Origin of the sequence: Methylophilus medardicus (assembly GCF_006363955.1) — a bacterium.
In the GTDB taxonomy this organism is placed as follows: domain Bacteria; phylum Pseudomonadota; class Gammaproteobacteria; order Burkholderiales; family Methylophilaceae; genus Methylophilus; species Methylophilus medardensis.
The window spans coordinates 1,690,084-1,716,493 of record NZ_CP040948.1 but is presented as its reverse complement, the minus strand read 5'-3'; the positions used below and the strand labels follow the sequence as shown (position 1 = coordinate 1,716,493).

The 26,410-nt window shown below is 50.4% G+C and carries 22 protein-coding genes; 13 read left to right on the top strand and 9 right to left on the bottom strand.

Annotated elements, in window-relative coordinates; genetic code table 11:
• Positions 1-85: 85 nt before the first annotated feature.
• The 3 genes from hemH to hrcA form a co-directional block, all read right to left on the bottom strand.
• On the bottom strand, positions 86-1,192 hold the full coding sequence (gene hemH / locus FIT99_RS08210) for a ferrochelatase (protein ID WP_140003842.1): 1,107 nt from the start codon (positions 1,190-1,192) through the stop codon (positions 86-88).
• A gap of 107 nt (positions 1,193-1,299) precedes the next feature.
• The gene (locus FIT99_RS08205; RefSeq protein ID WP_140003841.1) at positions 1,300-1,533 is read right to left on the bottom strand and encodes a glycine zipper 2TM domain-containing protein; all 234 of its coding nucleotides are present in this window, start codon (positions 1,531-1,533) and stop codon (positions 1,300-1,302) included.
• Positions 1,534-1,711: 178 nt separating this feature from the next.
• On the bottom strand, positions 1,712-2,728 hold the full coding sequence (hrcA, locus tag FIT99_RS08200; protein ID WP_140003840.1) for a heat-inducible transcriptional repressor HrcA: 1,017 nt from the start codon (positions 2,726-2,728) through the stop codon (positions 1,712-1,714).
• A 103-nt stretch (positions 2,729-2,831) separates the two neighbouring features.
• Between hrcA and FIT99_RS08195 the strand changes: the two genes are divergently transcribed.
• Complete coding sequence (locus tag FIT99_RS08195) at positions 2,832-3,701, top strand: NAD(+) kinase (RefSeq protein WP_140003839.1); 870 nt, start codon at positions 2,832-2,834, stop codon at positions 3,699-3,701.
• Positions 3,702-3,721: 20 nt separating this feature from the next.
• The gene (gene recN / locus FIT99_RS08190; RefSeq protein ID WP_140003838.1) at positions 3,722-5,383 is read left to right on the top strand and encodes a DNA repair protein RecN; all 1,662 of its coding nucleotides are present in this window, start codon (positions 3,722-3,724) and stop codon (positions 5,381-5,383) included.
• Between the two features lie 136 nt (positions 5,384-5,519).
• On the opposite strand, the gene FIT99_RS08185 is transcribed toward recN, so the two are convergent.
• Together FIT99_RS08185 and fur are read right to left on the bottom strand one after the other, a co-directional pair.
• Complete coding sequence (locus FIT99_RS08185; RefSeq protein WP_140003837.1) at positions 5,520-6,065, bottom strand: DNA-deoxyinosine glycosylase; 546 nt, start codon at positions 6,063-6,065, stop codon at positions 5,520-5,522.
• Positions 6,066-6,092: 27 nt separating this feature from the next.
• A complete protein-coding gene (fur, locus tag FIT99_RS08180; RefSeq protein WP_140003836.1) occupies positions 6,093-6,512 on the bottom strand; it encodes a ferric iron uptake transcriptional regulator in 420 nt (139 codons plus the stop codon).
• 130 nt (positions 6,513-6,642) lie between these two features.
• Between fur and FIT99_RS08175 the strand changes: the two genes are divergently transcribed.
• The 6 genes from FIT99_RS08175 (at position 6,643) to FIT99_RS08150 (ending at position 15,243) form a co-directional block, all read left to right on the top strand.
• Positions 6,643-8,757 carry a L,D-transpeptidase Cds6 family protein gene (locus tag FIT99_RS08175; RefSeq protein WP_140003835.1) on the top strand — a complete coding sequence of 705 codons (2,115 nt, stop codon included), beginning with the start codon at positions 6,643-6,645 and terminating at the stop codon, positions 8,755-8,757.
• Positions 8,758-8,790: 33 nt separating this feature from the next.
• The gene (dapB, locus tag FIT99_RS08170; RefSeq protein ID WP_140003834.1) at positions 8,791-9,597 is read left to right on the top strand and encodes a 4-hydroxy-tetrahydrodipicolinate reductase; all 807 of its coding nucleotides are present in this window, start codon (positions 8,791-8,793) and stop codon (positions 9,595-9,597) included.
• Between the two features lie 234 nt (positions 9,598-9,831).
• Positions 9,832-10,971 (top strand): glutamine-hydrolyzing carbamoyl-phosphate synthase small subunit, encoded by a 1,140-nt coding sequence (gene carA / locus FIT99_RS08165; protein WP_140003833.1) that lies wholly within the window; start codon positions 9,832-9,834, stop codon positions 10,969-10,971.
• Positions 10,971-14,186 (top strand): carbamoyl-phosphate synthase large subunit, encoded by a 3,216-nt coding sequence (gene carB, locus FIT99_RS08160; protein WP_140003832.1) that lies wholly within the window; start codon positions 10,971-10,973, stop codon positions 14,184-14,186. Before carA ends, carB begins: the two co-directional genes overlap by 1 nt.
• A 106-nt stretch (positions 14,187-14,292) precedes the next feature.
• Positions 14,293-14,775: a transcription elongation factor GreA gene (greA, locus tag FIT99_RS08155; RefSeq protein ID WP_140003831.1), complete on the top strand. Its 483-nt coding sequence runs from the start codon at positions 14,293-14,295 to the stop codon at positions 14,773-14,775.
• Between the two features lie 12 nt (positions 14,776-14,787).
• A complete protein-coding gene (locus FIT99_RS08150) occupies positions 14,788-15,243 on the top strand; it encodes a DUF4149 domain-containing protein (protein ID WP_140003830.1) in 456 nt (151 codons plus the stop codon).
• A 53-nt stretch (positions 15,244-15,296) separates the two neighbouring features.
• On the opposite strand, the gene yhbY is transcribed toward FIT99_RS08150, so the two are convergent.
• Positions 15,297-15,605, bottom strand: coding sequence for a ribosome assembly RNA-binding protein YhbY (yhbY, locus tag FIT99_RS08145; protein WP_140003829.1), 309 nt, complete (start codon positions 15,603-15,605; stop codon positions 15,297-15,299).
• Between the two features lie 55 nt (positions 15,606-15,660).
• On the opposite strand from yhbY, the gene rlmE reads away from it, so the two are divergent.
• From rlmE to FIT99_RS08120, 5 genes are all read left to right on the top strand, one after another.
• The gene (gene rlmE, locus FIT99_RS08140) at positions 15,661-16,281 is read left to right on the top strand and encodes a 23S rRNA (uridine(2552)-2'-O)-methyltransferase RlmE (protein ID WP_140003828.1); all 621 of its coding nucleotides are present in this window, start codon (positions 15,661-15,663) and stop codon (positions 16,279-16,281) included.
• Positions 16,282-16,428: 147 nt separating this feature from the next.
• Positions 16,429-18,339, top strand: coding sequence for an ATP-dependent zinc metalloprotease FtsH (ftsH, locus tag FIT99_RS08135; RefSeq protein WP_140003827.1), 1,911 nt, complete (start codon positions 16,429-16,431; stop codon positions 18,337-18,339).
• Between the two features lie 93 nt (positions 18,340-18,432).
• On the top strand, positions 18,433-19,257 hold the full coding sequence (folP, locus tag FIT99_RS08130; RefSeq protein WP_140003826.1) for a dihydropteroate synthase: 825 nt from the start codon (positions 18,433-18,435) through the stop codon (positions 19,255-19,257).
• Between the two features lie 30 nt (positions 19,258-19,287).
• Positions 19,288-20,640: a phosphoglucosamine mutase gene (gene glmM, locus FIT99_RS08125; protein ID WP_140003825.1), complete on the top strand. Its 1,353-nt coding sequence runs from the start codon at positions 19,288-19,290 to the stop codon at positions 20,638-20,640.
• A gap of 15 nt (positions 20,641-20,655) precedes the next feature.
• Positions 20,656-21,132: a hypothetical protein gene (locus FIT99_RS08120; RefSeq protein WP_140003824.1), complete on the top strand. Its 477-nt coding sequence runs from the start codon at positions 20,656-20,658 to the stop codon at positions 21,130-21,132.
• A gap of 28 nt (positions 21,133-21,160) precedes the next feature.
• On the opposite strand, the gene FIT99_RS08115 is transcribed toward FIT99_RS08120, so the two are convergent.
• The 3 genes from FIT99_RS08115 to FIT99_RS08105 are packed head-to-tail and all read right to left on the bottom strand — an operon-like array spanning position 21,161 to position 26,229.
• Positions 21,161-22,039: a mechanosensitive ion channel family protein gene (locus FIT99_RS08115; protein WP_140003823.1), complete on the bottom strand. Its 879-nt coding sequence runs from the start codon at positions 22,037-22,039 to the stop codon at positions 21,161-21,163.
• A 29-nt stretch (positions 22,040-22,068) separates the two neighbouring features.
• A complete protein-coding gene (locus FIT99_RS08110; protein WP_140003822.1) occupies positions 22,069-24,018 on the bottom strand; it encodes an alpha-amylase family protein in 1,950 nt (649 codons plus the stop codon).
• Positions 24,019-24,021: 3 nt separating this feature from the next.
• Positions 24,022-26,229: an HAD-IIB family hydrolase gene (locus FIT99_RS08105; RefSeq protein WP_140003821.1), complete on the bottom strand. Its 2,208-nt coding sequence runs from the start codon at positions 26,227-26,229 to the stop codon at positions 24,022-24,024.
• Positions 26,230-26,410: the final 181 nt, after the last annotated feature.

Here is a 26,410-nt window from a genome sequence, read left to right as displayed (position 1 = left end):
ACGCAATTATAACGCGTAATCAGGCTGGTCTAGCACTCGAAGTGCGCAGGTGGCGGTTAACAAGCCCGCCACCGGTTGTGAATGACTATTTCTCAGCACCCATGGCCAGCGCGCGAGCTTTAGAAGCTTCTGCCTCAGTCTCGGCGTGGACGGCATCAAACTCGCGACTGACCCAGCCTTGCAGCTGCGCCAACGCAATACCAGCCATGGCCTCAATCCAAACCGCCTCGCTATTAAGGGCTGGAATATAGTGATACTCCCCACCGCCCACGGATTGGAATAAATGTTTGCCTTCCATTGCAATTTCTTCCAGTGTTTCTAGGCAGTCACTGCTAAAGCCGGGGCAAACCACATCTATGCGTTTGAGTTGCTGTTTGCCTAAAGCATCTAAGATGTTCGCTAGGTAGGGCTGCAGCCACTCTTGGCGGCCAAAGCGGGATTGAAAGGCCACTTGGTATTGTTCTTTGCTTAAGCCTAAAGCCTCCGCCAGTAAACGGCCAGTTTTATGGCATTCACAATGGTAGTGGTCGCCTTTCAGCAGGTGAAATTTAGGCACGCCATGAAAGCTCATGACTAATTTTTCCGGCTGGCCATGTTGCTGCCAATATGCTTTGATGTGGCTTGCAAGTGCTTGAATGTACAGTGGATCGTCGTGGTAATGCTTGATGGTGCGGATGGCAGGCACATTGCGCATTTTTAATAATACGCGCCACACCGCATCTAACGCAGCAGCCGTGCTGCTCGCCGCGTATTGCGGATAAAGCGGAAACACCAGAATACGGTCACATCCTTGTGCTTTGAGTGACTCAATGGCGCTTTTCATGCTGGGGTTGCCGTAGGTCATGCCCAATTCAACCGCGAATGGGCTGGCAATATGTTTCGCCAGCGTTTGTTGTAGTAAGGATTTTTGCTGTTGCGCAAACACCATGAGTGGCGAGCCCTCGGCCGTCCACACGCTGGCGTATTTTTCAGCCGATTTTTTCGGGCGAATCACCAAGATGATGCAGTGCAAAATCCAACACCAAATAAAGCGAGGAATCTCAACGACGCGCCTGTCCATCAGAAATTGCTGCAAGTAAGGTCGCAACGCTTTGGCGGTCGGCGCCTCAGGCGTGCCCAGATTAGCTAACAGAATCCCCACTTTTGATTGGCTGCCGTGGGTGTATGCAGGTTCTGGCTGATAATAGGTCATGCGGGCATTTTAAGCGATTAAAGCCTGTTATGACGCCTGCCAGAGAAAAAAGTGCGACAACCGCTAAACAGGATCAGCGGTTGTTCGGTGACAAAGGCAGTTGAGCGCTATTTTTTATTAATCTGGTTGCCGATCACGCCACCGACGGCTGCACCACCGACCGTGCCTATGGCGCTACCACCTGTTAATACTGCGCCACCAACGGCACCAATCCCAGCGCCGAGCGCGGTACTTTTTCCACGCGTGCTCATCGAGCCACAGGCCGTCAGATTTAAACTGAAAGCCAAGAGTAATGACCAAGCCAAAGATTTGTACAGCGTTGTGTGTGTCGTTTGTTTCATGTTAACCCCTCAACAATTAGATGTAAGGTTATATTGAAGGCATGGCGCTAATCTTAACAGTCAATCAGGGCTGATTGTGTTGTCAGACAACTCTGACAAAGCTTTCTCAGCGTCTGTATCGTCCGAGGCGATGAGGCTAAAGTCAGCCCACTGAGTTGGGAGTAACGTACTAGAGAGGCTATTGGTTAGAGAGCGCGTTGGACAGGAGTTTAGCAGTGATATCGACGATGGGGATAATGCGTTCGTAAGCCATGCGCGTCGGGCCAATCACCCCCAAGGTGCCGACCACTTGCCCATCCACCTCGTAGGGCGAGGTCACCAGACTACATTCGTCCAATGGCAGATAGCCACTTTCGCCGCCAATAAAAATTTGTACGCCTTCTGCGCGCTGACTGTGGTCTAGCAGTTGCATGAGCGCAGTGCGACGCTCAAAAATCTCAAACAGTTTACGCAGGCTGCCGACGTTGGTTGAAAGCTCATCGACTTGCAATAGATTGCGCTCACCGGCAATCACCACCGTCTCTTGCTCTGAAGATTCAGGCTGGCTGGCCGCATCAAGCGCGGCCGACATGAGGCGGTTGATGTCCGCCTGCATTTGCTGCAACTCCTGCTTGAGCTTGGTTTGCACCTCTTCGAGCGACAAGCCCTGGCAATGGCTGTTGAAATAATTGCTGGCAGCCGTCAGTTCGCTGGCAGTGAAAGCTTTATCTGTGAGTAAAATGCGATTTTGTACTTGTCCATCCTCGGTCACCAGAATCACTAGAATTTTCTTATCGTTGAGATGTAAAAATTCGAGATGTTTCAATACGTTACGCGTCCGCTTGGGAATCATCACCAAACCGGCAAACTGAGTCAGCTGCGACAACATATCTGCCGCACTGTTAATCAAGGCTTGTGGGTTGTGGGAGCTTAAGCCGCTTTTTAATTGCGTCATGGCGCGTTGGTCGAGTGGTTGTACCGTCATCAGAGAGTCGACAAACAGGCGATAGCCTTTTTTGGTGGGCACCCTCCCCGCAGAAGTGTGCGGGCTGGTGATAAATCCCAATTGTTCGAGGTCGCTCATCACATTGCGAATCGTTGCCGGACTGACGTCTAAGCCTGAATGTTGTAGCAGGGTGCGTGAGCCGATCGGCTGGCCCTCGCTGATGTAATGTTCCACCAAGGTTTTGAGCAAAATTTGCGCGCGTTTATCCACTTTTAACCACCTGATTGCTGTCTGTGAAATTTTGCATCATTTGACGCTATGATAACAGCCCCTTGCGCTTTTCAGTTCAAGGCTTCTATGCTTTAATGCGCCCATGCAATCTACATTTCGTTCCGTCGCCATTGTTGGAAAATACATGGACGCTATTGCTTTGCAACAAATGCAAAGCGATCTCACGCATTTGGCACGTCATCTATTGTCGCAAGGGTTGCAGGTTTTTGTTGAAGATCAAACAGCGCAGTTTATTAGCCATGAAGGTTTTCAGCTGGCCAGTCTCAACGACATCGGTAGCAAGGTCGATTTGGTCATTGTGATGGGTGGCGATGGCACCATGTTGAGTGTAGGGCGTGCTTTGCGGCATACCGGTGTGCCCTTGATCGGTATTAATCGTGGTCGTTTGGGTTTTTTGACCGACTTGCGTACCGATCAGATGCTGGTTGAAATTGATAAAATCCTTCAGGGTGAATATCAGTTGGAATCCCGTATGTTGCTGCAATCAGTGGTGACGCGCGCAGGCAAACCCATTGAGCAGACCTTTGCCCTGAATGATGTGGTGATTAAGAGTGCATTTCGCTTGATCGAATTAGAAGTGCATGTCGACGGCCAGTTTGTGTCACGCCAACGATCGGATGGCCTGATTTTAACCACGCCAACCGGCACCACTGCTTATGCATTGTCGGCCGGGGGGCCAATCATGCACCCAGATCTGGACGCGATTTCGATTGTTCCTATCAGCCCGCATACGCTGAGCTATCGGCCGATTACGGTGCCCGCCGGCAGCGTGATTGAGGTGATCGTGGTGCATGCGGCAGATGCTCAGATCAGTTATGACGGCCAAGGCCTTTACCCACTGGCGGTGGGAGATCATGTGCGTATTGAGCGCGCCCAGCAAGAAATCCAACTGGTGCATCCGCAAGATTACTGCTATTTTGATATGTTGCGCAATAAACTAAACTGGGGCTAACAGGCCCACGCTACCGACCCATGCTACAAGCCCTTTCTATTCGAGATTTTGTCATTGTTGATGTGCTGGAACTTGAGTTTTCAGCGGGCTACACTGCCTTGACCGGTGAAACTGGTGCAGGCAAGTCGATTCTGATCGATGCCTTATCACTTAGCCTCGGCGCGCGTAATGAGGGAGATGTGACACGCCAGGGCTGCGAAAAAGCCGAAATTGCCACCACCTTTGATATTGCCAATAATCTGGCGGCGCGTGAATGGTTGCAGGCGCAAGAGATGGATGTCGATGATACTTTGATGTTGCGGCGAGTGATTTATGCCGATGGCCGCAGCCGTGCGTTCATCAATGGCGCTACTGCCACTGTCGGCCAACTGCGCGAAATCGGTGAGCATCTGATTGACATTTATAGTCAGAATGCCCATCACTCCTTACTCAAAGTAGCCACCCAGCGCGAGATTCTCGATGCCTATGCACAGGCCACGCCTTCGGTTAAACAGCTGGCCAAGCTTTACAAAGAATGGACACAGTTACATCAGCAACAATTGACCTACGAGAAAAACGCCAGTCAGTTTGCGGATGAACTTGCGGGCTTGCGAGACAGCACGCGCGAATTGAAACAATTGGGGTTTGCTGCGGAAGAGTGGTCGACGTTACAACAGGAACATATTCGGCTGAGCCATGGGGCGAGTTTGCTCACGGGCATGGAAGCCAGCCTGCAGCTGATGAGTGAAGGCGATGAGGTCAATGCGCTGGATTTGTTATCCCAAGCGCAAGCCAAAGTGCTTGAGTTACAGGCGATAGATGCTGGTTTACAGCCGATGGCAGAAACGCTGGATTCAGCGGTAGTGCAACTTGAAGAAGCCAGCCGGGCATTAAATCGTTATTTGCAAAAAAGTGAACTAGACCCCGAAAGGTTAGCCGAGGTCGAAACCCGCATTCAGGCGATTCATAGTGCTGCGCGCAAGTACCGAATCAAGCCAGATGACTTACCAGATTTGTTGTCGACACAACTTGAGCGCATGGCCGAACTCGAAGCGTTTGGTGATGATGGTGTATTGGCCAAGCAAGTCGAGGCGGCTTGGCAAAAGTATCACCAACAAGCCTCTCAGCTTTCTGCGCTCAGACAACAAGCCGCCAAACAGTTGGCTAACACCATTAGCGATCAAATGCAGGCCTTGTCACTAAAAGGCGGGCAATTTGCGGTGGCGCTAACACCTGGTGAGCCGGCAATATATGGTCTTGAGCAGGTGGAGTTTCTCGTCGCTGGTCACGCCGGGGTCGAGCCCCGTGCCCTGAATAAAGTCGCTTCTGGCGGCGAGTTGTCACGTATCAGCCTCGCTTTACAAGTCACGACCGCCTCTTTGGGTACCGTGCCGTGCATGATTTTTGATGAAGTCGATGTGGGCATTGGCGGCGGCGTCGCTGAAGTGGTGGGCCAATTGCTGAGCCAGCTTGGCCAGCACAGGCAGGTGTTGGTGATTACCCATTTGGCGCAAGTGGCGGCGCAAGCGCAACAGCACTGGCAGGTCAGCAAGTCAGAACAGCAGGGCGCGACTTTGAGCCGTATACGCACCTTAAATAGCGATGCGCGTATCGAGGAAGTTGCAAGGATGCTGGGTGGTTTGCAAATTACCGAGGCTACTCGCATGCATGCGCGAGAAATGCTAAAAGTGCCTAGTGTTTAATATCTAACGCCATTGTTCATGGCTGTGGTTTAGCGTATTGCCTAGCAATGGCGCAGCACAAGACGCGCATTCATGCGCGTTTTTTTATGCACGGCAAACAGTGGTTTGCATGTTTTTGTGCAAAATTTTATCTGGGCTAGACGGATTGAATCATGGCCCAACGCGCCAATTTTTCAGCAAATGAGAGGCTTGCATTGGCCGGGCTGGTGGAGGGGAGTACGAGGGTCTGCACTTCGCGGAGGAGTTGGATGTGTTTTTTAAACAACTGCGCGGCGGCTTGACCATTAAAAGCAATCAGTTTGATGCCGGGATGCAATGACAAAAAGTGATTGAGGTCGTTGGCAATCACACTGCGCTGCGCGATGTTGCTGTCTAAACTGCCGACACGCTCCGCGCCATGGCATACATCCCAAATCGCCAATTGATGCTCGCGCACTAGCTGGCAACGTGCTTCATAAGGGGCAGCGGCAGGGATTTGATACAGCTGCTCGAGAATGCGCCAGAAAGCGTTTTGCCGATGCGCGTAGTATTGCTGCTGCGCAAGCGAGGCATTGCCGGGCAATGAGCCCAAAATCAGGATGCGCGCATCTGGCCTGGCAATGGGATCAAAACCGGTCGCAAAGTGATTGGATGCGTGCGTGAGGTCGGGCAAGTGATGGTCAGGTCGCGAGCCAATGTGCATGCGTTTGCATCGGCTCGGCAAAAAGGATTAATCGGTGCAGGGTTGTTTTTTGCACACGCCATAAATGGTGAGCGAGTGGTCTTGCATGGTAAAACCGTATTTTTCTGCGGCTGTTTTTTGTCTTTTTTCGATTTCTTCATCATAAAACTCTTCGACCCGGCCGCATTTGACGCAGACGATGTGGTCGTGATGACTGCCTTCATTCATTTCAAACACCGCTTTGCCACTTTCAAAGTGATGACGCACCAGCAATCCTGCTTGTTCAAACTGCGTTAGCACGCGATATACCGTCGCCAAACCAACATCTTCGCCATTGGTAATCATGACTTTATAAATATCCTCAGCGGATAAGTGACGCTGCTCGCTGTTTTCAAATAGCTCTAGAATTTTTAGGCGCGGAAGTGTTGCCTTCAGGCCTGCATTTTTAAGTTCTTTGGGATCATGCATAGGTTTTGTCCAGTAGGGTTGTCTGTCGTTAAGTTTTGTTGCGGGTTAAGTCGCCTGCCGTATTTGAACGGCGAAACTACGTGGTATATTAGCGATTATTCTCAATAATACCGATTATAAAGTGAATCTAATGCGTAATTCTATCTTATTTGTATTGGCGGTCGCATCTCTGGAGAGTGGATGCGGTGCCAAGCTTCCTTCAGTCAAGCCGTTTAAGATGGAAGTGCAGCAAGGAAATGTCGTCACTTCTAAAATGTTGCTGCAACTGCGTCCAGGCATGACCCGCTCGCAAGTGCGGTACATCATGGGCACGCCGCTGATTGTGGATAGTTTCCGTGATAACCGCTGGGACTACTTCTATGAATTAAGAAAGCAAGGGACTGTGGTCGAAAAGCGCCGGGTGATTCTTGATTTCGATAAAGATAGTCTGGTCTCGGTGCGGGGGGATGTCATTCCGTCAGCCGAAAACCCTGATATTAAAACCATTGCCGAGGTCCCGCAGAAAAAATTGGATGCCGACAACGATCAGGCATGGACAGACAAGCTCAAGTTCTGGAAAGCAGATGACGCAGCGGCAAAAACACCCCCGCCTGCAAATGCTCCCGTTGAGGGCGCAAAGGCAGCAGCGGCAGCTGAGTCAGTTGCCCCCAACGAGTCACCAGCGCCAGCGCAGCTTGCCAGCAAGGTCGAAGGCAACGCTGAGCCCTCCGCCGCAGCGACTGCTCAGCCGGTAACAGAAAAAGAAATGGCCGCGCAAATTGCCGATAGTGTGGAGCCACCGGCCGCATTTGCGCAAGAAGCCGCTGCGGTGCCTACAACCATGGCAGAAACTGCGGTGGTGTTGCCGCCGGCTGGCAGTGTCGCGCCTGCAGCAAGCAAGGCCATTGTGGCGCCTGCGGTGGCGGCTACCGCTGCTGTTGCTACTGCGAAAGCCGCATCGGCAAAGCCTGTGGTGCCTAAAACTGTGAAACAAAAATCAGTGGCTGCGGCAAAAGTGGCTCCTGCCCCGGTAGTGGCATCCAAGCCAGCAGAGATGGCTACGGTTGCAGAGGATGAGGTAATTCCACATATCCCTGAAGGGGAATATGTGGCGCCTGTTGTGCCTAGCGAGCAAGACATGGTCAAAGGCAACATGGCGGAGGCAAATGCGCCGACCACAGAGGCAGAGGCGCATCAAGTGACTGAAAAAGGCGTGGCGCCAAAAGCAAGTGAAGCGACCCAAGCCCCGCCCACTTTTGTGGCGGAACAATTGCCTGAGCCTGCGCCGGAAGTTGAACCAGTGTTACCGCCACCAGTGAAAGCCACGGCTGCACCGGTTGCAGCGGCTTCATCAGCGGCACTGATGCCAGACGCGGCACCACCAGTGGGGGATACTGAAATCAAACAATCGGTGTCCGCTTGGGCACAAGCATGGCGCGCAAAGGATGTTAAAAATTACTTGGCGGCCTATGCAGACGACTTCGCACCAGAAGGTGGGCTGAATCGAAAAGCTTGGGAGGCGCAACGAAAACAACGTTTATCCGCGGCCTCAGGGGACATCACACTGGTATTGAATAACCTACAAATTGTGCGGGATGGTGCCCTGGCTTCTGTTGAGTTTGAGCAGAAGTATGCCAACAAAGCCTACAAAGACGCCGCCAATAAAACACTGACCATGCGTTATGAGGGTACGCAGAAGCGCTGGTTGATTACGCGTGAGCAAGTCACATCCTCAGCACCACAGACGCCTGTGGCTGCAGCGCCTACGGTATCGAGTGACTCAGTGGCGGCTGCATCCTCGCCCGAAGCCAATCCATCCGTTGCGGTTGGGACAGAATCGGCAGTCAATGCGGCTGTTCAAGCTTGGGCGCAAGCTTGGCGCAGTAAAAACATCAGTGCTTACTTGGCGGCTTATGCAACTGAGTTTGTGCCAGAAGGCTTATCCAGCCGGAGCGCTTGGGAGTCACAGCGCAAAAAACGTCTGTCTCCGCAGCAGGGTAAAATTACGCTGGCGCTTGCAGATATGCATGTAGTGCAAGAGGGGGAATCCGCTGTGGTCACCTTCATGCAAAGCTACGCCTCTAAAGCTTATCGTGACCAGACAGCTAAACGACTTGAAATGAAATTAGATGCTGCGAGCCAGCGTTGGCTGATCGTGCGTGAGACTACCGTTTCAGGGGTTGATGCCTCATCTAATCAGCAGGTGACCGCGCCCGAAGGTAGTGCAGAGCATCTGGATGGTGTGTTGGAACAAATTGGCTTTTAATGCCCTTTAAATTGAGAATTGATTGAGCGATTAATGTTGAAAGTAGTGATTGCCGGTGTGTCCGGTCGTATGGGTCATGCCCTGCTAGAAGGTGTTTTTTCAGATAACAGCTTGCAGTTACACGCGGCTTTAGATCGCCCTGAAAGCGCGATGATCGGCCGTGATGCGGGCGAGCAGTTTGGCAAGCAGACCGGTGTGAAAATTAGTGCCGATGTCGTGGCTGCCTTGCAAGGTGCGGATGTCTTGGTGGATTTTACTCGTCCAGAACCTAGTATGCAGTATTTGCAGGCTTGCCAAGCAGCCAAGGTCAGTTTGGTCATTGGCACCACCGGATTTAGTGACGCAGAAAAAGCAACCATCGCCCAGGCCGCGCAAGAAATATCCATCGTATTTGCGCCGAACATGAGTGTTGGGGTGACCCTACTGATCAATTTGGTCGAACAGGCCGCGCGTGTACTTAATCAAGGGTACGATATTGAAGTGGTCGAAATGCATCATCGTCATAAGGTGGATGCGCCCTCCGGCACAGCCTTGCGCCTAGGGGAGGCCGCTGCCAAAGGCATTGAAAAGTCACTCAATGAGTGTGCTGTGTATGCGCGAGAGGGCGTCACTGGCGAGCGTGAGGCGGGCACAATAGGCTTTGCTACCATGCGTGGCGGCGATGTGGTTGGCGATCATACGGTGGTGTTGGCCGGCATCGGCGAGCGCGTTGAATTGACCCATAAAGCGTCGAGCCGCGCCACATTTGCGCAAGGCGCGTTGCGCGCAGCCAAGTTCTTGGCCGACAAGCCACAAGGCTTATTTGATATGCGCGATGTGTTGGGGTTTGATAAAACCTGAGGTTAGGCGCATCCTCGCGTGCCGCATTCAGTGCGCGAGCCAATCAAATTCTTATGCTTGCTTGCCCTTGAGTGGGTACATAATTTGCGCTATAATGCTGCAATTCTGAACGGGAAGAGTCCAAAAAGCTTTTCCCGTTTTGCACATCTATTCACCGCAGCTTGAACCTTAGTTTCTGGCGATGCGATGAACCCTCTAAAAGATGTGTTTCGTATCAAACTTAAGGAGCTAAAGGTGTCGAAAACAATTCCAGCGATTTTAGTGTTAGCAGATGGAACTGTTTTTAAGGGCATTAGCATTGGCGCTTCGGGTCATACTATCGGTGAAGTGGTGTTTAACACTTCCATCACCGGATATCAGGAAATTCTTACCGATCCTTCCTATACCGAACAAATTGTGACACTGACTTATCCGCATATTGGTAACTATGGTACCAATAGTGAGGATGTCGAGTCAGGCAAAGTCTATGCTGCGGGTCTGATTATTCGTGACTTGCCCTTATTGGAAAGCAATTTCCGCAGTGAACAAAATCTCTCAGATTATCTTAAAGCCAATCTTGTGGTAGCGATTGCCGACATTGATACACGCAAATTAACACGTATTTTGCGTGAAAAAGGCGCACAGGCTGGCTGTATCATGGCGGGCGAAAATGTCGATGAAGTGCAAGCGTTGGCGTTGGCCAATGGTTTTCCTGGCTTGGCAGGCATGGATCTCGCCAAGGTAGTGAGCTGCAGTCAGCCCTATGAATTTACTGAGGCCGAATGGCAGTTAGGTAAGGGTTTCAGCAAATCGGCTGCGGCAAAGTTTCATGTGGTGGCGTTTGACTATGGTGTAAAACGCAATATTCTGCGCATGCTGGTGTCGCGTGGCTGCAAAGTCACTGTCCTGCCTGCTCAGTCAACTGCGGAGCAAGCGTTGGCATACAAGCCAGATGGTATTTTCTTGTCAAACGGCCCTGGAGACCCTGAGCCTTGTGACTATGCGATTAGCGCAATTAAAACCTTGGTAGAGACTGGTGTGCCTACGTTTGGTATTTGCCTCGGCCATCAATTGTTGGCATTGGCTAGCGGTGCTAAAACACTCAAAATGAAATTCGGGCATCATGGCGCCAACCACCCAGTACAAGATGTAGAAAGCAAAAGGGTGTATATCACCAGCCAAAACCACGGTTTTGCCGCTGATCCGACCACACTGCCAGCCAACCTCAAGGTGACGCATGTGTCATTGTTTGATGGCAGCCTGCAAGGCATTGCGCGTACCGACAAACCTGCATTCAGCTTTCAAGGCCACCCAGAGGCCAGCCCGGGTCCGCAAGAAATGAGCGTGTTATTTGACCGCTTTATCCAGTTAATGCAAGAAAGAAAGTCCAGCTAATGGCAAAAAGAACTGACATTAAAAGTATTTTGATTATCGGTGCCGGTCCAATCGTGATTGGGCAGGCCTGTGAGTTCGATTATTCCGGCGCTCAAGCTTGCAAGGCACTGCGTGAAGAAGGTTATCGCGTCATTTTGGTGAACTCCAATCCGGCCACCATCATGACCGATCCAGAAATGGCCGATGCGACTTATATTGAGCCCATTACCTGGCAAATTGTAGAAAAAATTATTGAAAAAGAACGTCCAGATGCGTTGTTGCCGACCATGGGCGGCCAAACTGCACTCAACTGTGCGTTGGATCTAGACAAGCATGGCGTATTGCAAAAATACAACGTCGAGTTGATCGGTGCTTCAAAAGAAGCCATCGACAAAGCCGAAGATCGTCAGAAGTTTAAAGAAGCCATGACCAAGATTGGCTTAGGCTCTGCGCGCTCTGCGATTGCTCACAGCCTCGAAGAGGCCTTGCAAGTGCAAGCCACGATTGGTTATCCCGCCATTATTCGCCCCTCTTTTACCATGGGTGGCAGTGGCGGTGGCATTGCTTACAACCGTGAGGAATTTATCGCGATTTGCGAGCGTGGCCTAGATGCCTCACCGACCAACGAGTTGCTGATTGAGGAATCCTTGCTCGGTTGGAAAGAATACGAGATGGAAGTAGTCCGCGACAAAGCAGACAACTGCATCATTATTTGCTCTATTGAAAACTTAGACCCAATGGGCGTGCATACGGGTGACAGCATTACGGTGGCGCCTGCACAAACGCTGAGCGACAAAGAATATCAAATCATGCGTAATGCCTCACTGGCAGTATTGCGTGAGATCGGCGTGGATACCGGGGGGTCTAACGTTCAGTTTGCCATCAATCCTGACGATGGCCGTATGATCGTGATTGAAATGAACCCGCGCGTATCACGCTCGTCAGCACTGGCATCAAAAGCGACTGGCTTCCCGATCGCCAAGGTGGCCGCCAAATTGGCAGTGGGTTTTACCTTGGACGAATTACGGAATGAGATTACCGGCGGTCAAACCCCGGCCTCATTTGAACCCTCGATAGACTACGTCGTCACCAAAGTGCCTCGTTTTGCCTTCGAAAAATTTCCACAGGCAGATAGTCGCTTAACCACACAGATGAAATCGGTGGGCGAAGTGATGGCCATGGGGCGCAGTTTTCAAGAGTCTTTCCAGAAAGCTTTGCGCGGCCTCGAAGTCGGCGTGGATGGTTTGGACTCCTTGACGGATGACAAAGACCGCATCGTCAAAGAAATGGGTGAAGCTGGTCCAGAGCGTATTTGGTACGTGGCGGATGCGTTCCGTCTGGGCATGGGCGTCAATGAAGTATTCGAGATCACAAAAATTGACCGTTGGTTCTTGGTGCAGATCGAGGAAATCATCAAGCTCGAGCAATCTCTGGTGGGCAAACATATTGCTGACTTGAGCAAAGAAACTGTGTTCAGACTCAAACGTAAAGGGTTTTCTGACCGTCGTCTGGCTAAATTACTCAATACCGACCAGCATGCGGTGCGTGCTTTCCGTCAAGCATTGAACGTACGCCCAGTCTACAAGCGCGTTGATACCTGTGCCGCTGAATTTGCGACCAACACGGCCTACATGTACTCCACCTATGAAGAAGAGTGCGAATCGAAGCCAAGCAACCGTAAAAAAATTATGGTGCTTGGGGGCGGCCCTAACCGCATCGGTCAAGGCATTGAATTTGATTATTGCTGTGTCCATGCTGCTTTTGCAATGCGTGAGGATGGTTACGAGACCATTATGGTTAACTGTAACCCTGAGACCGTGTCCACCGATTACGACACCTCCGATCGTCTCTACTTCGAACCAGTCACGCTTGAAGATGTACTAGAAATCGTTAATCTCGAAAAACCTGTTGGCGTGATTGTGCAGTATGGCGGCCAAACGCCTCTCAAGTTAGCCCGTGATCTGGAAAAAGCGGGTGTGCCTATTATCGGTACCACCCCAGATGCGATTGACCGTGCTGAAGATCGGGAGCGCTTTCAGCAAATGCTGCATACGCTCAATTTGAAACAGCCACCTAACCGCACTGCACGCGCCCCAGAAGAGGCCATCCGTCTGGCGTTGGAAATCGGCTACCCATTAGTGGTGCGTCCTTCTTACGTGCTGGGTGGTCGTGCGATGGAAATCGTGCATGAACAAAGCCAGCTTGAACGCTACATGCGTGAAGCGGTGAAAGTGTCTAACGAATCCCCCGTTTTGTTGGATCGTTTCTTGAATGATGCAATCGAGGTCGATGTGGATGCCTTGAGTGACGGCGAAGATGTATTGATCGGCGGCATTATGCAACACGTTGAACAAGCAGGCGTGCACTCTGGCGACTCAGCTTGCTCGTTACCGCCATATAGCCTCAGTGATAGCTTGCAGGACGAGTTGCGCAAGCAGACCGTCCAAATGGCGAAAGCGTTGGGCGTGAAAGGCCTGATGAATGTGCAGTTTGCCGTGCAGAATACCGAGCAGGGCGAAGTGGTGTATGTGCTCGAAGTCAACCCGCGTGCCTCGCGTACCGTGCCGTTTGTTTCTAAGGCTTGTGGGTTACAACTGGCCAAAATTGCAGCACGTTGCATGGCAGGTCAAAGCCTGAAATCGCAAGGCGTGACCAAAGAAGTGATTCCTCCTTACTTCTCGGTGAAAGAAGCTGTGTTTCCTTTCATCAAGTTCCCTGGCGTGGATACTATTCTTGGCCCAGAGATGAAATCTACCGGCGAAGTGATGGGGGTAGGTGATACGTTTGCTGAGGCCTTTGTGAAATCACAATTGGGTGCTTCGGTGAAGATGCCTACCGGTGGCAAGGCATTTATCAGTGTGCGCAATGAAGATCACGCGAAAGTGATCGACATTGCCAATGATCTGGTGAAACTGGGCTTCACGCTAGTAGCGACCAAGGGCACTGCACGTGCATTGGCAGAGCAAGGTCTAGACGTATCGCCAGTGAACAAGGTGGCAGAAGGTAGACCACATATTGTCGATATGATCAAAAACAATGAGATCAGCCTGATTGTCAATGTGACTGAGGACAAAAAAGCCATTACGGACTCATACGAAATCCGTCGCAGCGCCTTGCAAAACAAGGTCACCTATTACACCACTTTGGCTGGTGCGCGTGCGGCCTGTATTGGGATGTCACAGAGTAAGGACATGAGCGTGTACTCCGTGCAAGACTTGCACAAACGCCTTGGTTAACTTACACTGGAACAAATTGCTTTAGGCATTATCCATTACTGAAATAAGCCACGCTCGTTTGGGTGTGGTTTATTTTTTTATAGTTATTTTTTTGAAGGTATTTCACATGGCAGTACATCAAATTCCTGTGACCGTGCTTGGCGCAGAATTGCTCAAGGAAGAATTACAACGTTTGCGTGCGGTCGACAGACCAAATATTATTCAGGCCATTGCCGAAGCGCGCGCGCAGGGTGATTTGTCAGAGAATGCCGAATACGAGTCAGCGAAAGAGCGCCAGAGCTTTATCGAGGGTCGTATCTCTGAGCTTGAAGCGAAGCTGTCAAACCTGCAAATTATTGATCCAACCACATTAAATGCGGAGGGTCGTGTGGTGTTTGGTGCCACCGTCCGTTTTGAGGACTTAGATTCAGGCGAGCCTAAAACCTATCAGATCGTCGGTGAAGATGAAGCCGATATCAAAAACGGAAAAATTTCGGTGAGCTCGCCGATTGCACGCGGCCTGATTGGTAAATCAGAGGGTGAAGTGGTTGAAGTGCAATCGCCCGGTGGCGTGAAAGAGTACGAAATTATCGAAGTACTCTACATTTAGGAGTGCATGCCCATGGCCAAGCAATCAGGACTCACCGTTTGGATTAATCCTGTGTTAGTGACACTCTGGGTTGGGGCGTTATGGATGACTGCCTTAACCGCTAGTGTGTTGTTTCAGACCATCCCTGATCGCCAATTGGCTGGCCAGGTGGCAGGGCGCCTGTTTACGATTGTGAGTTATATCGGTCTCGCAAGTGGTTTGTGGTTACTGTTGCAACGATTGGCTGGTGAGGGGTTGTCAGCCTTCAAGCAAGGTTTGTTTTGGGTGGTATTTTTTATGTGGATATTAGTCCTCATTGGTGAGTTCGGTATTCAACCGTTGCTTGCGCAGTTAAAAGCCAGTGCCCTACCAAATGATGTGATGCAAAGTGTGTTTGCTAGCCGGTTTAAAACATGGCACGGTATTGCCAGTATTGCTTACTTGATCGAGTGTTTGCTTGGGCTGTGGTTGGTGATTAAATCCAGTTAGGCCCAAATAAAAAACGCGCTTTAAATAGCGCGTTTTTTGTTGTCACGGCTGGATTACAGCTTTGGAATGACAATCTTGGCTGAAGCTTTCACCATGTCACTGGCGCGATAAAACACTAATTGTTTGCCAATGTGGTGGACAGCCACTGCGTTGGCTTTTTCTGCAATCTCAGTCAGCAGTGATTTGCGCAACTCGCGGTCGTCACCAGCCACTTGCACTTTAATCAGTTCGTGTGCATTAAGACTTACATCAATTTCTTTTAAAACGGCGTCGGTCAGCCCATTATTGCCTATCATGACAACCGGGTTTAAAGTGTGTGCCAGGCCACGTAAATAAGCGATTTGTTTGCTGTTTAATTGCATGCAAAAATTTCCTTGAAAACAATCAGTATTTTAGCATGAAGCAGGAATTCCCCCTATGAAACCCTCCAAAACCAGCAAAGCTTGGATGCAGGAACACTTGAATGATCCGTTCGTAAAACAGGCCCAAAAAGACGGTTACCGTGCGCGGGCAGCTTATAAACTGCTGGAGATTGACGATAAAGATAAATTGATCAAGCCCGGCATGACGGTGGTTGATCTTGGTTCAACACCAGGCAGTTGGTCGCAAGTGGCGGTGCAGCGCATCAAGGGGCAGGGGCGAGTCATCGCCCTCGACATACTGGAGATGCATCCGATTCCGGGGGTGGAATTTATTTGTGGTGACTTTCGCGAAGAGACCGTTCTCAAGCAACTCGAAGCCACGCTTAATCATAAGTTAGTAGACCTGGTCATTGCCGACATGGCTCCGAATATGAGTGGTCTAAAAGATGTAGATCAAGCAGGCGCAACTTACTTAACCGAGCTCGCACTGGATTTTTGTCAACAATGGTTGAAACCCGGCGGTAATATTCTGGTCAAAGTTTTTATTGGGAGTGGGTTTGACGACATTGTGAAGCAAATGCGCGACCAATTTGAAAAAGTGGTGACCCGTAAACCTAAAGCTTCACGTGACCGTAGTAGCGAAGTATATTTATTGGGCTTACAGCGTAAAGCTTGAATTGCCATGGTTTTTTGCCTCTAGTTTCGTCGCCCATACAAAAATTTGGGTATACAATGGCATTAAAGGCTTGAAAATTTAGGTTTTGCCTCCATAGTTCCAGTTAGGGATCTCCCTGCCTTTCGATTTTAAAATTAAGGAACCACCTTGAATAATCTATTGAAAAATATTGCGATTTGGGTAGCGATCGCTTTGTTGCTGATGACGGTATTTAACCAATTCAGCGGCACCGCCAGAAGTGGTGGTCAAGTGGTTTATTCTCAGTTCATGCAAGAGGTGAGAGATGGCCGCGTTGCAAAAGTGCAAATCGATGGTCGCTCACTGCACGTGACCACCAACGAGGGCAAAAACTACGACACCTTCACGCCATCTGATCCATGGATGGTGTCAGATCTTCTGAAAAATAATGTGATCGTTGAGGCTAAACCGGAAGAGCATGAGTCTGTCCTCATGAGTATCTTCGTGTCTTGGTTCCCAATGGTTCTGTTGATCGGTGTTTGGATTTTCTTCATGCGCCAGATGCAAGGTGGCGGCAAGGGCGGCGGTCCGTTCTCATTCGGCAAAAGTAAAGCCCGTCAATTGGACGAATCCAACAACAGCACGACCTTTGCTGATGTAGCTGGTTGCGACGAAGCCAAAGAAGAAGTGTCTGAGCTGGTGGACTTCTTGAAAGATCCAACAAAGTTTCAGAAGCTAGGCGGGCGTATCCCTCGGGGCGTGTTGATGGTGGGCCCACCTGGGACTGGTAAAACGTTGTTGGCTCGTGCCATCGCTGGCGAAGCCAAAGTGCCTTTCTTCAGTATTTCAGGATCTGACTTTGTTGAAATGTTTGTTGGGGTAGGTGCGGCGCGTGTGCGTGACATGTTTGAAACCGCTAAGAAAAACTCTCCTTGTATCATTTTCATTGACGAAATTGATGCAGTTGGCCGCCATCGTGGCGCCGGTACTGGCGGCGGTAATGATGAGCGCGAGCAAACCTTGAACCAAATGCTGGTTGAGATGGACGGTTTTGAGGCAAACTCCGGCGTGATTGTGATTGCTGCCACGAACCGTGCAGATGTATTGGATAAAGCTTTACTGCGTCCAGGCCGTTTTGACCGTCAGGTGATGGTTGGCTTGCCAGATATTAAAGGCCGTGAGCAAATCTTGAATGTGCATATGCGCAAAGTGCCGATTGACCCAGATGTGAGAGCGGACATTCTAGCGCGTGGTACGCCTGGTTTCAGCGGTGCCGATCTCGCGAACTTGGTAAACGAATCCGCCTTATTTGCAGCACGCCGCAATAAACGCACTGTTGATATGCAAGATTTTGAGGATGCTAAGGACAAGATTTTTATGGGTCCTGAGCGTAAATCAATGGTGATGCGCGAAGAGGAAAGACTGAATACGGCTTACCATGAGTCTGGACATGCGGTGGTGGCTAAACTGCTACCCAAAGCGGATCCTGTACACAAAGTGACTATTATGCCGCGCGGCTGGGCTTTGGGTTTGACCTGGCAGTTGCCGGAACATGACCGCATCAGTAACTACAAAGACAAGATGTTAGAAGATATTTCTATTCTGTTTGGCGGCCGTATTGCTGAAGAAATTTTCATGCATCAAATGTCTACCGGGGCTTCTAATGACTTTGAACGCGCCACCAAAATGGCACGTGACATGGTGACTAAATATGGCATGTCCGATAGTCTGGGCACCATGGTGTATGCTGGTAGTGAGCAAGATTCATGGATGGGTAGCATGTCTTCCCGCACAGTGTCTGAAGCCACTCAACAAAAAGTGGATGCAGAAATCCGCCGTATCTTGGATGAGCAGTATAGTCTTGCCCGCAAATTGCTTGAAGACAATCGCGATAAAGTCGAGGCCATGACCAAAGCGTTAATGGAAATGGAAACCATCGATGCGGATCAAATCAATGACATTATGGCGGGCTTGCCAGTGCGGGCGCCAAAACCAAAAAATGGTCCAGTGGTGAGCTCTGGTGGCAGTGGTACAGGCCCGATTGTGAATCCTGCGCCTCAACCAACGGCAAAAGGTGATGAGACTGAAAGTAATGCTTAAGGTATAAAAGCGGGTGTTTTACACCCCCGCTTTCAGTTAAAATAACAAGGCTGGCATTTGCCAGCCTTTGTTTTTTTGGACATACAATGACCTATGCTGTTTGAATGCGGACATTTCAGCCTGCAGTTTGATTCCCCCAAAGTCATGGGCATACTCAATGTGACGCCTGATTCCTTCTCGGATGGTGGTCAGTTTGCGCAACAGGAGGCTGCGGTCGCGCAGGCACTGTTGTTGATTGAGCAAGGGGCAGCGATTTTGGACATTGGTGGTGAATCGACGCGACCTAACGCGCAGCCGGTTCCACTTGACGAAGAGTTGCAACGCGTCATCCCCGTGATCGAGGCATTAGTCGCACGAGACATTCCCGTGCCGATTTCAATTGATACCTACAAACCTGAAGTGATGCGCGCGGCGATCGCTGCGGGTGCGAGCATGGTGAACGATGTCCGTGGCTTGCAAACGCCGGGGGCGTTGGAGGTGGTTGCGGGTAGTCAGGTGGGTGTATGCATCATGCATATGCAAGGCACGCCACAAACCATGCAACTTGATCCGCACTATACCGATGTAGTAGCCGAGGTAAAACAGTTTTTAAGCAACCAGCGCGACGCCTGTCTGGCGGCCGGGATTGCACCATCACGTATCATGTTTGACCCTGGCTTTGGTTTTGGTAAAACGCGTAGCCATAATATTGCCTTGGTGAAAGCCTTACCGGAACTGGTAGCATTAAATTGCCCTTTGCTAGTGGGCTTGTCTCGAAAATCCGTGTTGGGGCAAATGACCGGCAATGATGTGGATGCGCGCTTGCATGCCAGCGTGGCGGCTGCGGTCATCAGTGCCATGCATGGCGCCCACCTGTTGCGGGTACATGATGTTAAAGCGACGGTCGAAGCCCTCAAAGTAGTGGCTGCATTAAAATAAATTCAGGCAAAAGCCCTAAGGATAATCGTAATGAGTAAACAATATTTTGGTACCGATGGCATTCGTGGACGCGTGGGGGAGTCGGTGATCACGCCAGAGTTTGTCATGAAGCTTGGCTACGCTGCTGGACGTGTGTTAGCGAATCATGAGCATTTGCCGATGGGAAAGCGTCCCACGGTGTTGATTGGCAAAGATACGCGTATTTCGGGCTATATGCTCGAAGCTTCATTGGAGGCGGGCTTATCTGCCGCTGGCGTGGATGTGTTACTCACCGGCCCCATGCCGACCCCTGCCGTGGCTTATTTGACGCGGGCGCTGCGGGCGCAGGCGGGCATTGTGATTTCGGCCTCACACAATCCTTACGATGACAATGGCATTAAGTTTTTTTCGGCACAAGGGACAAAGCTGCCGGATGACATCGAATACGCGATCGAGGCTGAATTAGCCAAGCCCATGCAGGTGATGGCCTCTGCGCACTTGGGTAAGGCAAAACGGGTGGATGACGCGGCGGGCCGTTACGTCGAGTTCTGTAAAAGTACTTTTCCGAATCATCTCGATTTGCGTGGGCTTAAAATTGTTCTCGATTGTGCGCATGGCGCCACTTACCATGTGGCCCCGCCGGTGTTTCACGAGTTAGGCGCTGAGGTGATTGCCATTGGCAATCAGCCGGACGGGTTGAATATCAACGAAAATGTGGGCTCAACGCATCCACAAGCGCTGCAACAAGCCGTGGTTGCGCATCATGCAGACTTAGGGATTGCCTTCGATGGTGACGGCGACCGGGTGATGATGGTGGACGGTGCCGGTCAGCTGCTCGACGGCGATCAGTTACTGTATATCATTGCCATGGGGTTGTATGCCAAAGGGAAACTCAAAGGCGGTGTGGCGGGCACGCTGATGACCAATTTGGCACTCGAGCATGCCTTACAAAAGCACCAGATTCCCTTTGGTCGTGCCAAGGTGGGTGACCGTTATGTGTTGGAGCTGTTACAAGAAAAGAACTGGAAACTAGGCGGTGAAAATTCTGGGCATATCCTCACCTTGGATAAACATACCAGTGGTGACGCGATTATTGCCGCGTTACAGGTACTGCAATCTTTGCGTGAGAGCGGTAAAACCCTACAGCAGCTAGGGGCTGATTTAACGCTCTATCCGCAAGTGTTGATCAATGTCACTACCCAACAAAAACTAGACTTGCAGCAGGCGGCGGTACAAACGGCGGTGAGCCAAGCCGAACAAGCATTGCATGGTCAAGGCCGCGTACTATTGCGCGCTTCTGGCACCGAGCCTAAAATTCGGGTAATGGTAGAAGGCTTAAATGCGGCCTTGGTACAATCGCAAGCAGAACAGCTGGCAACGGTGATTCGTCAGTTATCTGCCTAGTGATAGGGGGATGAAATGGATACCTTTAGCCACGCCTTGTGGGGATTCGGACTATTTGGCTTTCGCAGATACCCCAAATTTGCTGCCTTGATGGGGGCGATGCCAGACCTGATCTCTTTTGGCGCTTTATTTTTGTTGCGCGTGATAGAAGGTAACTACACCTGGGGCAAGCCCGCTTTATCGACGTTGCCTGCATGGATTTATCCAGCGTATACCGTGGGACATAGTTTTGTGGTTGCCTTTGTGGTGATTGGTCTGATGGCGGTCTGGCGTAAAGAAATTGCTTTTGCCATGCTGGCATGGCCATTTCATATTCTGCTGGATTTTCCATTTCATAGCCTTGATTACTTCGCCACGCCATTGTTGTGGCCACTGTCTGATGTCAAAGTGGATGGTATTCCGTGGTCACATTGGTATATCTGGTGGCCGAATCTGGCCGGGATTGTGATCTTGCTTGCCTATCGCTACAAACAGAAACGCCGCATACTCTAATCTTAACAAAGCGGGTTTTCACCCGTTTTTAATCAAGGGCCAAGGCCTGCTGGATAGCGCCTTGATAGACCGTCAGATGTGGGAATGGAATTTCAATGCCCTGTTGATCAAATGCGTTTTTAATGCGTTTCAAATACTCGCGTTTGATCGTCCATTGCTCCAGAGGGCGAACCTTGTAACGACAGCGAATCACCACCGCTGAATCACCCAGCTCATCTACCCCTGCCATTTCCAGTGCATCCAGAATCTTGTCATTGAAGGCAGTGTCTGCATAGAGCGCGTTGCCAACCTCTTGCATGATCTGCATGACCATCTCAATATTTTCCTTATAGGCCACTCCGATATCCATCACGGCATAGGCATAATCGCGCGAGCGGTTGGTGACTGTGGTTATTTGTCCATTCGGCACATAATGTACATTGCCTTCATAATCACGCATTTTGATATAGCGTAGCGTGATTTCTTCAACCAAGCCGGCCTTGTCGGCAATCTCGACCACATCGTCTTTACGAATCTGATTTTCGAGCAGTAGAAAAAAACCGTTAAAGTAATCTTTGACCAAACTCTGCGCACCAAAACCCACTGCCAGCCCAACCACCCCTGCAGCTGCCAGTACCGGAGCGATTGAAATGCCCAGTTCGTGCAGAATCTCGACCACGGTAATCGCGAGAATGACGGTAGTGACAATATAGCGAAGCACCATGCTGAGGGTGTTTAACCGTTTGATTTCTTCGATATTATCTGCTTGCCTAGCGTTGAATGTATCGCGCAGTTTGACAATCAATTGTTTACTCAGCCGATTGAGAAAGTAGGCAATGCCGATAATTAAAAAAATGCGCAGCAACATTTTCACCAGCGCGAGCATTTGTGCGGGATTTTCGATCCCTAAGTAAGTAAACCATGACATGAGGTTGATGCGTCCTTTCGTCGTTCTGGTTAAGTGGATAGCCAGTAGGCGGTGAGTTTGGGAATCACGAGTTGTTCGTCTGTGATGGAGAGTGACTGACCGGTCGATAATTCAGTCAACATAGGCGCCTTAAACAAACCCCTTTGGCGAAAGGGTTGCAGAGACACCGCTTGCGCTTCAGTATCAAAATTGGCGATGACAACGACTTTGGCGTGCATGCCCGTTTGGACATCCCGATAGAAGGCAAACAGATGCGGGTTTTCAAGTGCAATTAATTCACGGTTATTCAGGTCTGCAAACGCGGCTATTTCTTTACGCATGGCAATCAGTTGCTTGATTTGACTAAACAGGTGCTGTTGCACGCTGCCATCTTGATTTTTCAGGGCAACCACCTCCCAATCTAGCGTTGGCCGATGCACCCAGCGGTTATCGTGCATCTTATTTTCATCTTGCAAGTAGCTGTCATTGTTCAGTGTGCCCACGGCATCGCCATAATACAAAAGCGGGATGCCGCCAAAAGACATAATCAAATTATGCAGAAGAATAATGGTCAGAATGGCGTTTTCGATGGCAGGGGGATCTTGGTTGGCGAGCGCCGTTTCAAGGCCCGCTAAAGAGGCTAACGCACCCGAGATTCTCGCATCCCCGGTTTTTTGGTTGACGCCAAACGCAAATCCTCTGGCATTCGATTCAGGGTAGTGGCCAGTGTAGTAGTCGACGAGAAAACGGCGATGAGAAACAGGCTCAAAACCCGCCGCAATAATGGCCTGATCACTAAACCCCAGCCCAATATCGTCATGACAGCGCACGTAGTTTAACCAGGTCGCGCGATCCAGTTTTTCTGGCAAATCATCTACGCCTTTGGTGAGTAACACGGTTTGTTTGGTTGCAACCGCATCCCACAGCAAGGCCATAAACGTAGCGTTGTAGGCAATTTCGCACTCCTTGGCATTAATGGCATCTTCCCCAAAGTATTTAATAATTTCGAGCGGGGCCACAATGGCTTCAGCAATAAAAATGACGCCGGGCGCGGTGACTTGGCAACAGTCTTTGAGTAGTTGCAAAATCAGATGCGCCTCTCGCTCATTTTGACAACTGCTACCGATTTTTTTCCACAAAAATGCCACGGCATCCAGCCGTAAAATATCGACGCCTTTGTTCGCCCAAAATAAAATAATGTCCACCATTTCAATTAACACCGCCGGATTGGTGTAATTGAGATCCCATTGATAGCGGTTGAACACCGTCATCACCCATTTGCCTGTTTCAGGGTTGAAGGTGAAGCTGCCGGGCGCGTGCTCCGGAAACACTTCAGGCATCGCAGCTTCAAACATGTCAGGCATAGTGCGGTCGGGATACAGATAGTAGTAGTCCTGATAATGCGGATCGCCCAGTTTTGCTTGCTTGGCCCAAGCATGTTCATCAGAGGTGTGATTGACCACCACATCTAAGGTCAGCAGCATGTCACACTGTTGCATGGCAGCAATCAGTTGCTCTAAATCGGCCATGGTGCCGTTACGGGCATCTACTTTTCTAAAGTCGCGCACTGCATAGCCGCCATCATTTTCATACGCCGGGCAATCGCAAATAGGCAGGATATGCACAAGGTTGACGCCGAGCTCTTGCAAATAAGCTAATTTGTCGCGCATATTGGCTAGGTTGCCAGCAAAGCCCTGACAATATAGCGCCATGCCGACCCATTTTTGCTGCATAAACCAATCATGGTTTTTTTCGCGTTCGAGATCTTTGGCTTTTAAGTGCGGCGCGCGTTGGGCGTATTGGTGCGAGAGTACGCGGATGAGTGCGCCTAACTGCGTTTTAAAGTCATCACGGTGCCCATAAAGATGGTGAAACAGCGAGTGGATGGCGTAAAAATTAGCGCCTAAGCGGGTGTAAAAGTGCTGCCAATCTTCGCCCTTGGGCTGTTTAAACTGACTGAGAATATCGTTCAACAAAGAATGCGAGATTTGTTCATACATGACTCAACGGCCCTCCATGATGACTTGGCTGTGCGTATGTGCTTGCGCCTTGGTCGGTTGGATGCCGAATTTATAGTGTTGCATGCCCTCTAAAATGCCGTGAGCATGCGTGGCTTCGGCAAAATAAACACGTGGTGCCCCTTTTAAATGTGCGAGGTCTTCACTGTGGTTGCCAACCACCACCGCCATGGTGTCACCGGTCAGCATTTCAATGTCATTGCCTGAATCGCCAGATACCAGAAAATTGGCCAGCGGTAAGCCCCACTTGTAAGACAAGTAGCGGATGGCGTGGCCCTTTGAGGCACGAATTGGTAACACATCTAGAAACTCGCCGTGTGAATAAATCAATTGCGCATGAAGGCCTTGTCCGCGCAGATGCTGACTAATGTCGTCCACCGTAGGCATCACCTGTGGGTCTACTAAATAAGAGATTTTAAATTCACGTTGGTTATCTGCTGACTGCAATCGGATGCCGGGGATCGCTTTTAATGCTTGTTGAATATCTTCACGACGCCACAGGTGACGAATATGGTTGGCCCAGCCGATATCCGGGATGCGGCGTAGTCCGTAGTGAATCTCTGACCCGACTGAGGTGATCAGCACATCCGGAATCGGGATGCGGTGTTTACGCAGAATATGGATTGCACTGTCTACTGGCCGCCCGGTGGCAATGCCAAACACGGTATAGCCGACGTTGTCGATCAGCCATGCTACTAACGCTTCTTGGCCATCGCGGCGACCCAGCAAGGTGTTGTCGATGTCTGTAATGAAGGCGTGTTGCGCAAGTGGAATAGGCGATTTACCTTGATGTAAAGCGATCTGCTGTTTGCGCCAATTTTTACGTTGTTTGTGTAATAAAGCACTGATTTCTTTGACGTATTTGTTGACGTGCCCTGCCCAAGTGTAATGGCGTTTGACATTCAATACACCATTTTTAGCCCATGCGCGCCAGCGCGTTTTGTCTGATAAAGCGGCCAACAAGGTATCGCCCATCGCGATAGGATCGAGCGTGTTGACGAGCAAGCCATGATGGCAGTTCGCCAAAATGTCGCGCGGCCCGCCGTCATCTGGCGCGATCACCGGCAAACCACATGCAGCGGCTTCGAGCAGGGTGAGACCAAAGGGTTCAGTAAAGGCGGCATTGATAAAAACACCGCGACTTTTTGCGGCCATCCGGTAGAGCTCAGGCACGGCCTCTTGCGCGTGATGCTTAGGAATCGCGACTTTGCCCCAGAGATCATACTGATCAATATCCAGTAATAATTCATTCAACACCGTCGCCTGTGATTTTTCTAGCGCACGAATATTGTCGCGACAACCAGCCACCAGCACCAAATTGGCCCGTTTTTGCAAAGCCAGATTATTGCCATACGCCGCAATCAGCCCTTTAATATTTTTTCTTATCTCGGGACGGCAAATGCATAAGATCATCGGCTTTTTCGGTTGCTGCAAAAAGCGGTAAATGCTTTGTTCAACCGCGGGTGCAATGGCCTGCCTACCTGGAGGTGAAAAACGCGAGGTATCAGTGCCGGGTGGAATCACTTTGAATCGCTTTGGGTCCGGGTGCGGATACATGCCATACTGCAATTCGATTTCTTGTCGTGTACTGGTGACGATAAGCGAGGCATGTTGCATGAGCGCCTCTTCCTCGGCAATACGGCGTTCAAAATTAAACTGCTTTTCAATATTAGCCGCTTTACGACCACTCGAAAGCAAGCGCGCTTGCTTGGGTCTACCCAACGAGTGCCCGGTGTGTATAAGCGGGATACCAAGCAACATTGATAATTGACGTCCCACATAGCCTGCATCAGCATAATGCGAGTGAATCACATCAGGCAGGCGCCCTTGTTGTCGCAAATAATGCAGGCAGCGGTCCACCATCTGGTCAAGATATGGCCATAAGGTTTCTTTGCGCATATAACGCTTGGGTCCGCATGGAAAACGGATGATGCGGGCATGTTGACTGAGCGTCTCTTCTGGCTGCGCATAGTCTGCGGCGAGCGCAGGGTCATCGATCAGACGCGTCATCAAATCCACTTTTGCCACCTGCGGATGCGCTGCCAGCGCCTTGGCTAAGTCAAGCACATAGGTGCATTGTCCGCCCGTGTCTGCATCGACGCCTAACTCGAGCTGCTCGCCCCGAATCAGGCCGTGCACACTGATTAATAATACATATAAAGGCTCTTTTTTGGATTTAGCTTGTGTACGCATACCTACCTAACGACTCATGACAAAAGGGCACGCATTGCTGCGCTGGCGCGGTTGAATAGCCTGCTACTCCACAGGGTGGAGTGACTTAGAAGTAAGGCTTTATCGCAAATGGTTGTCTACCACTGCGCTGATTTTGATGGTCAAGCACAGCGCGTTATTCAACATCACTCCTAAAATGATC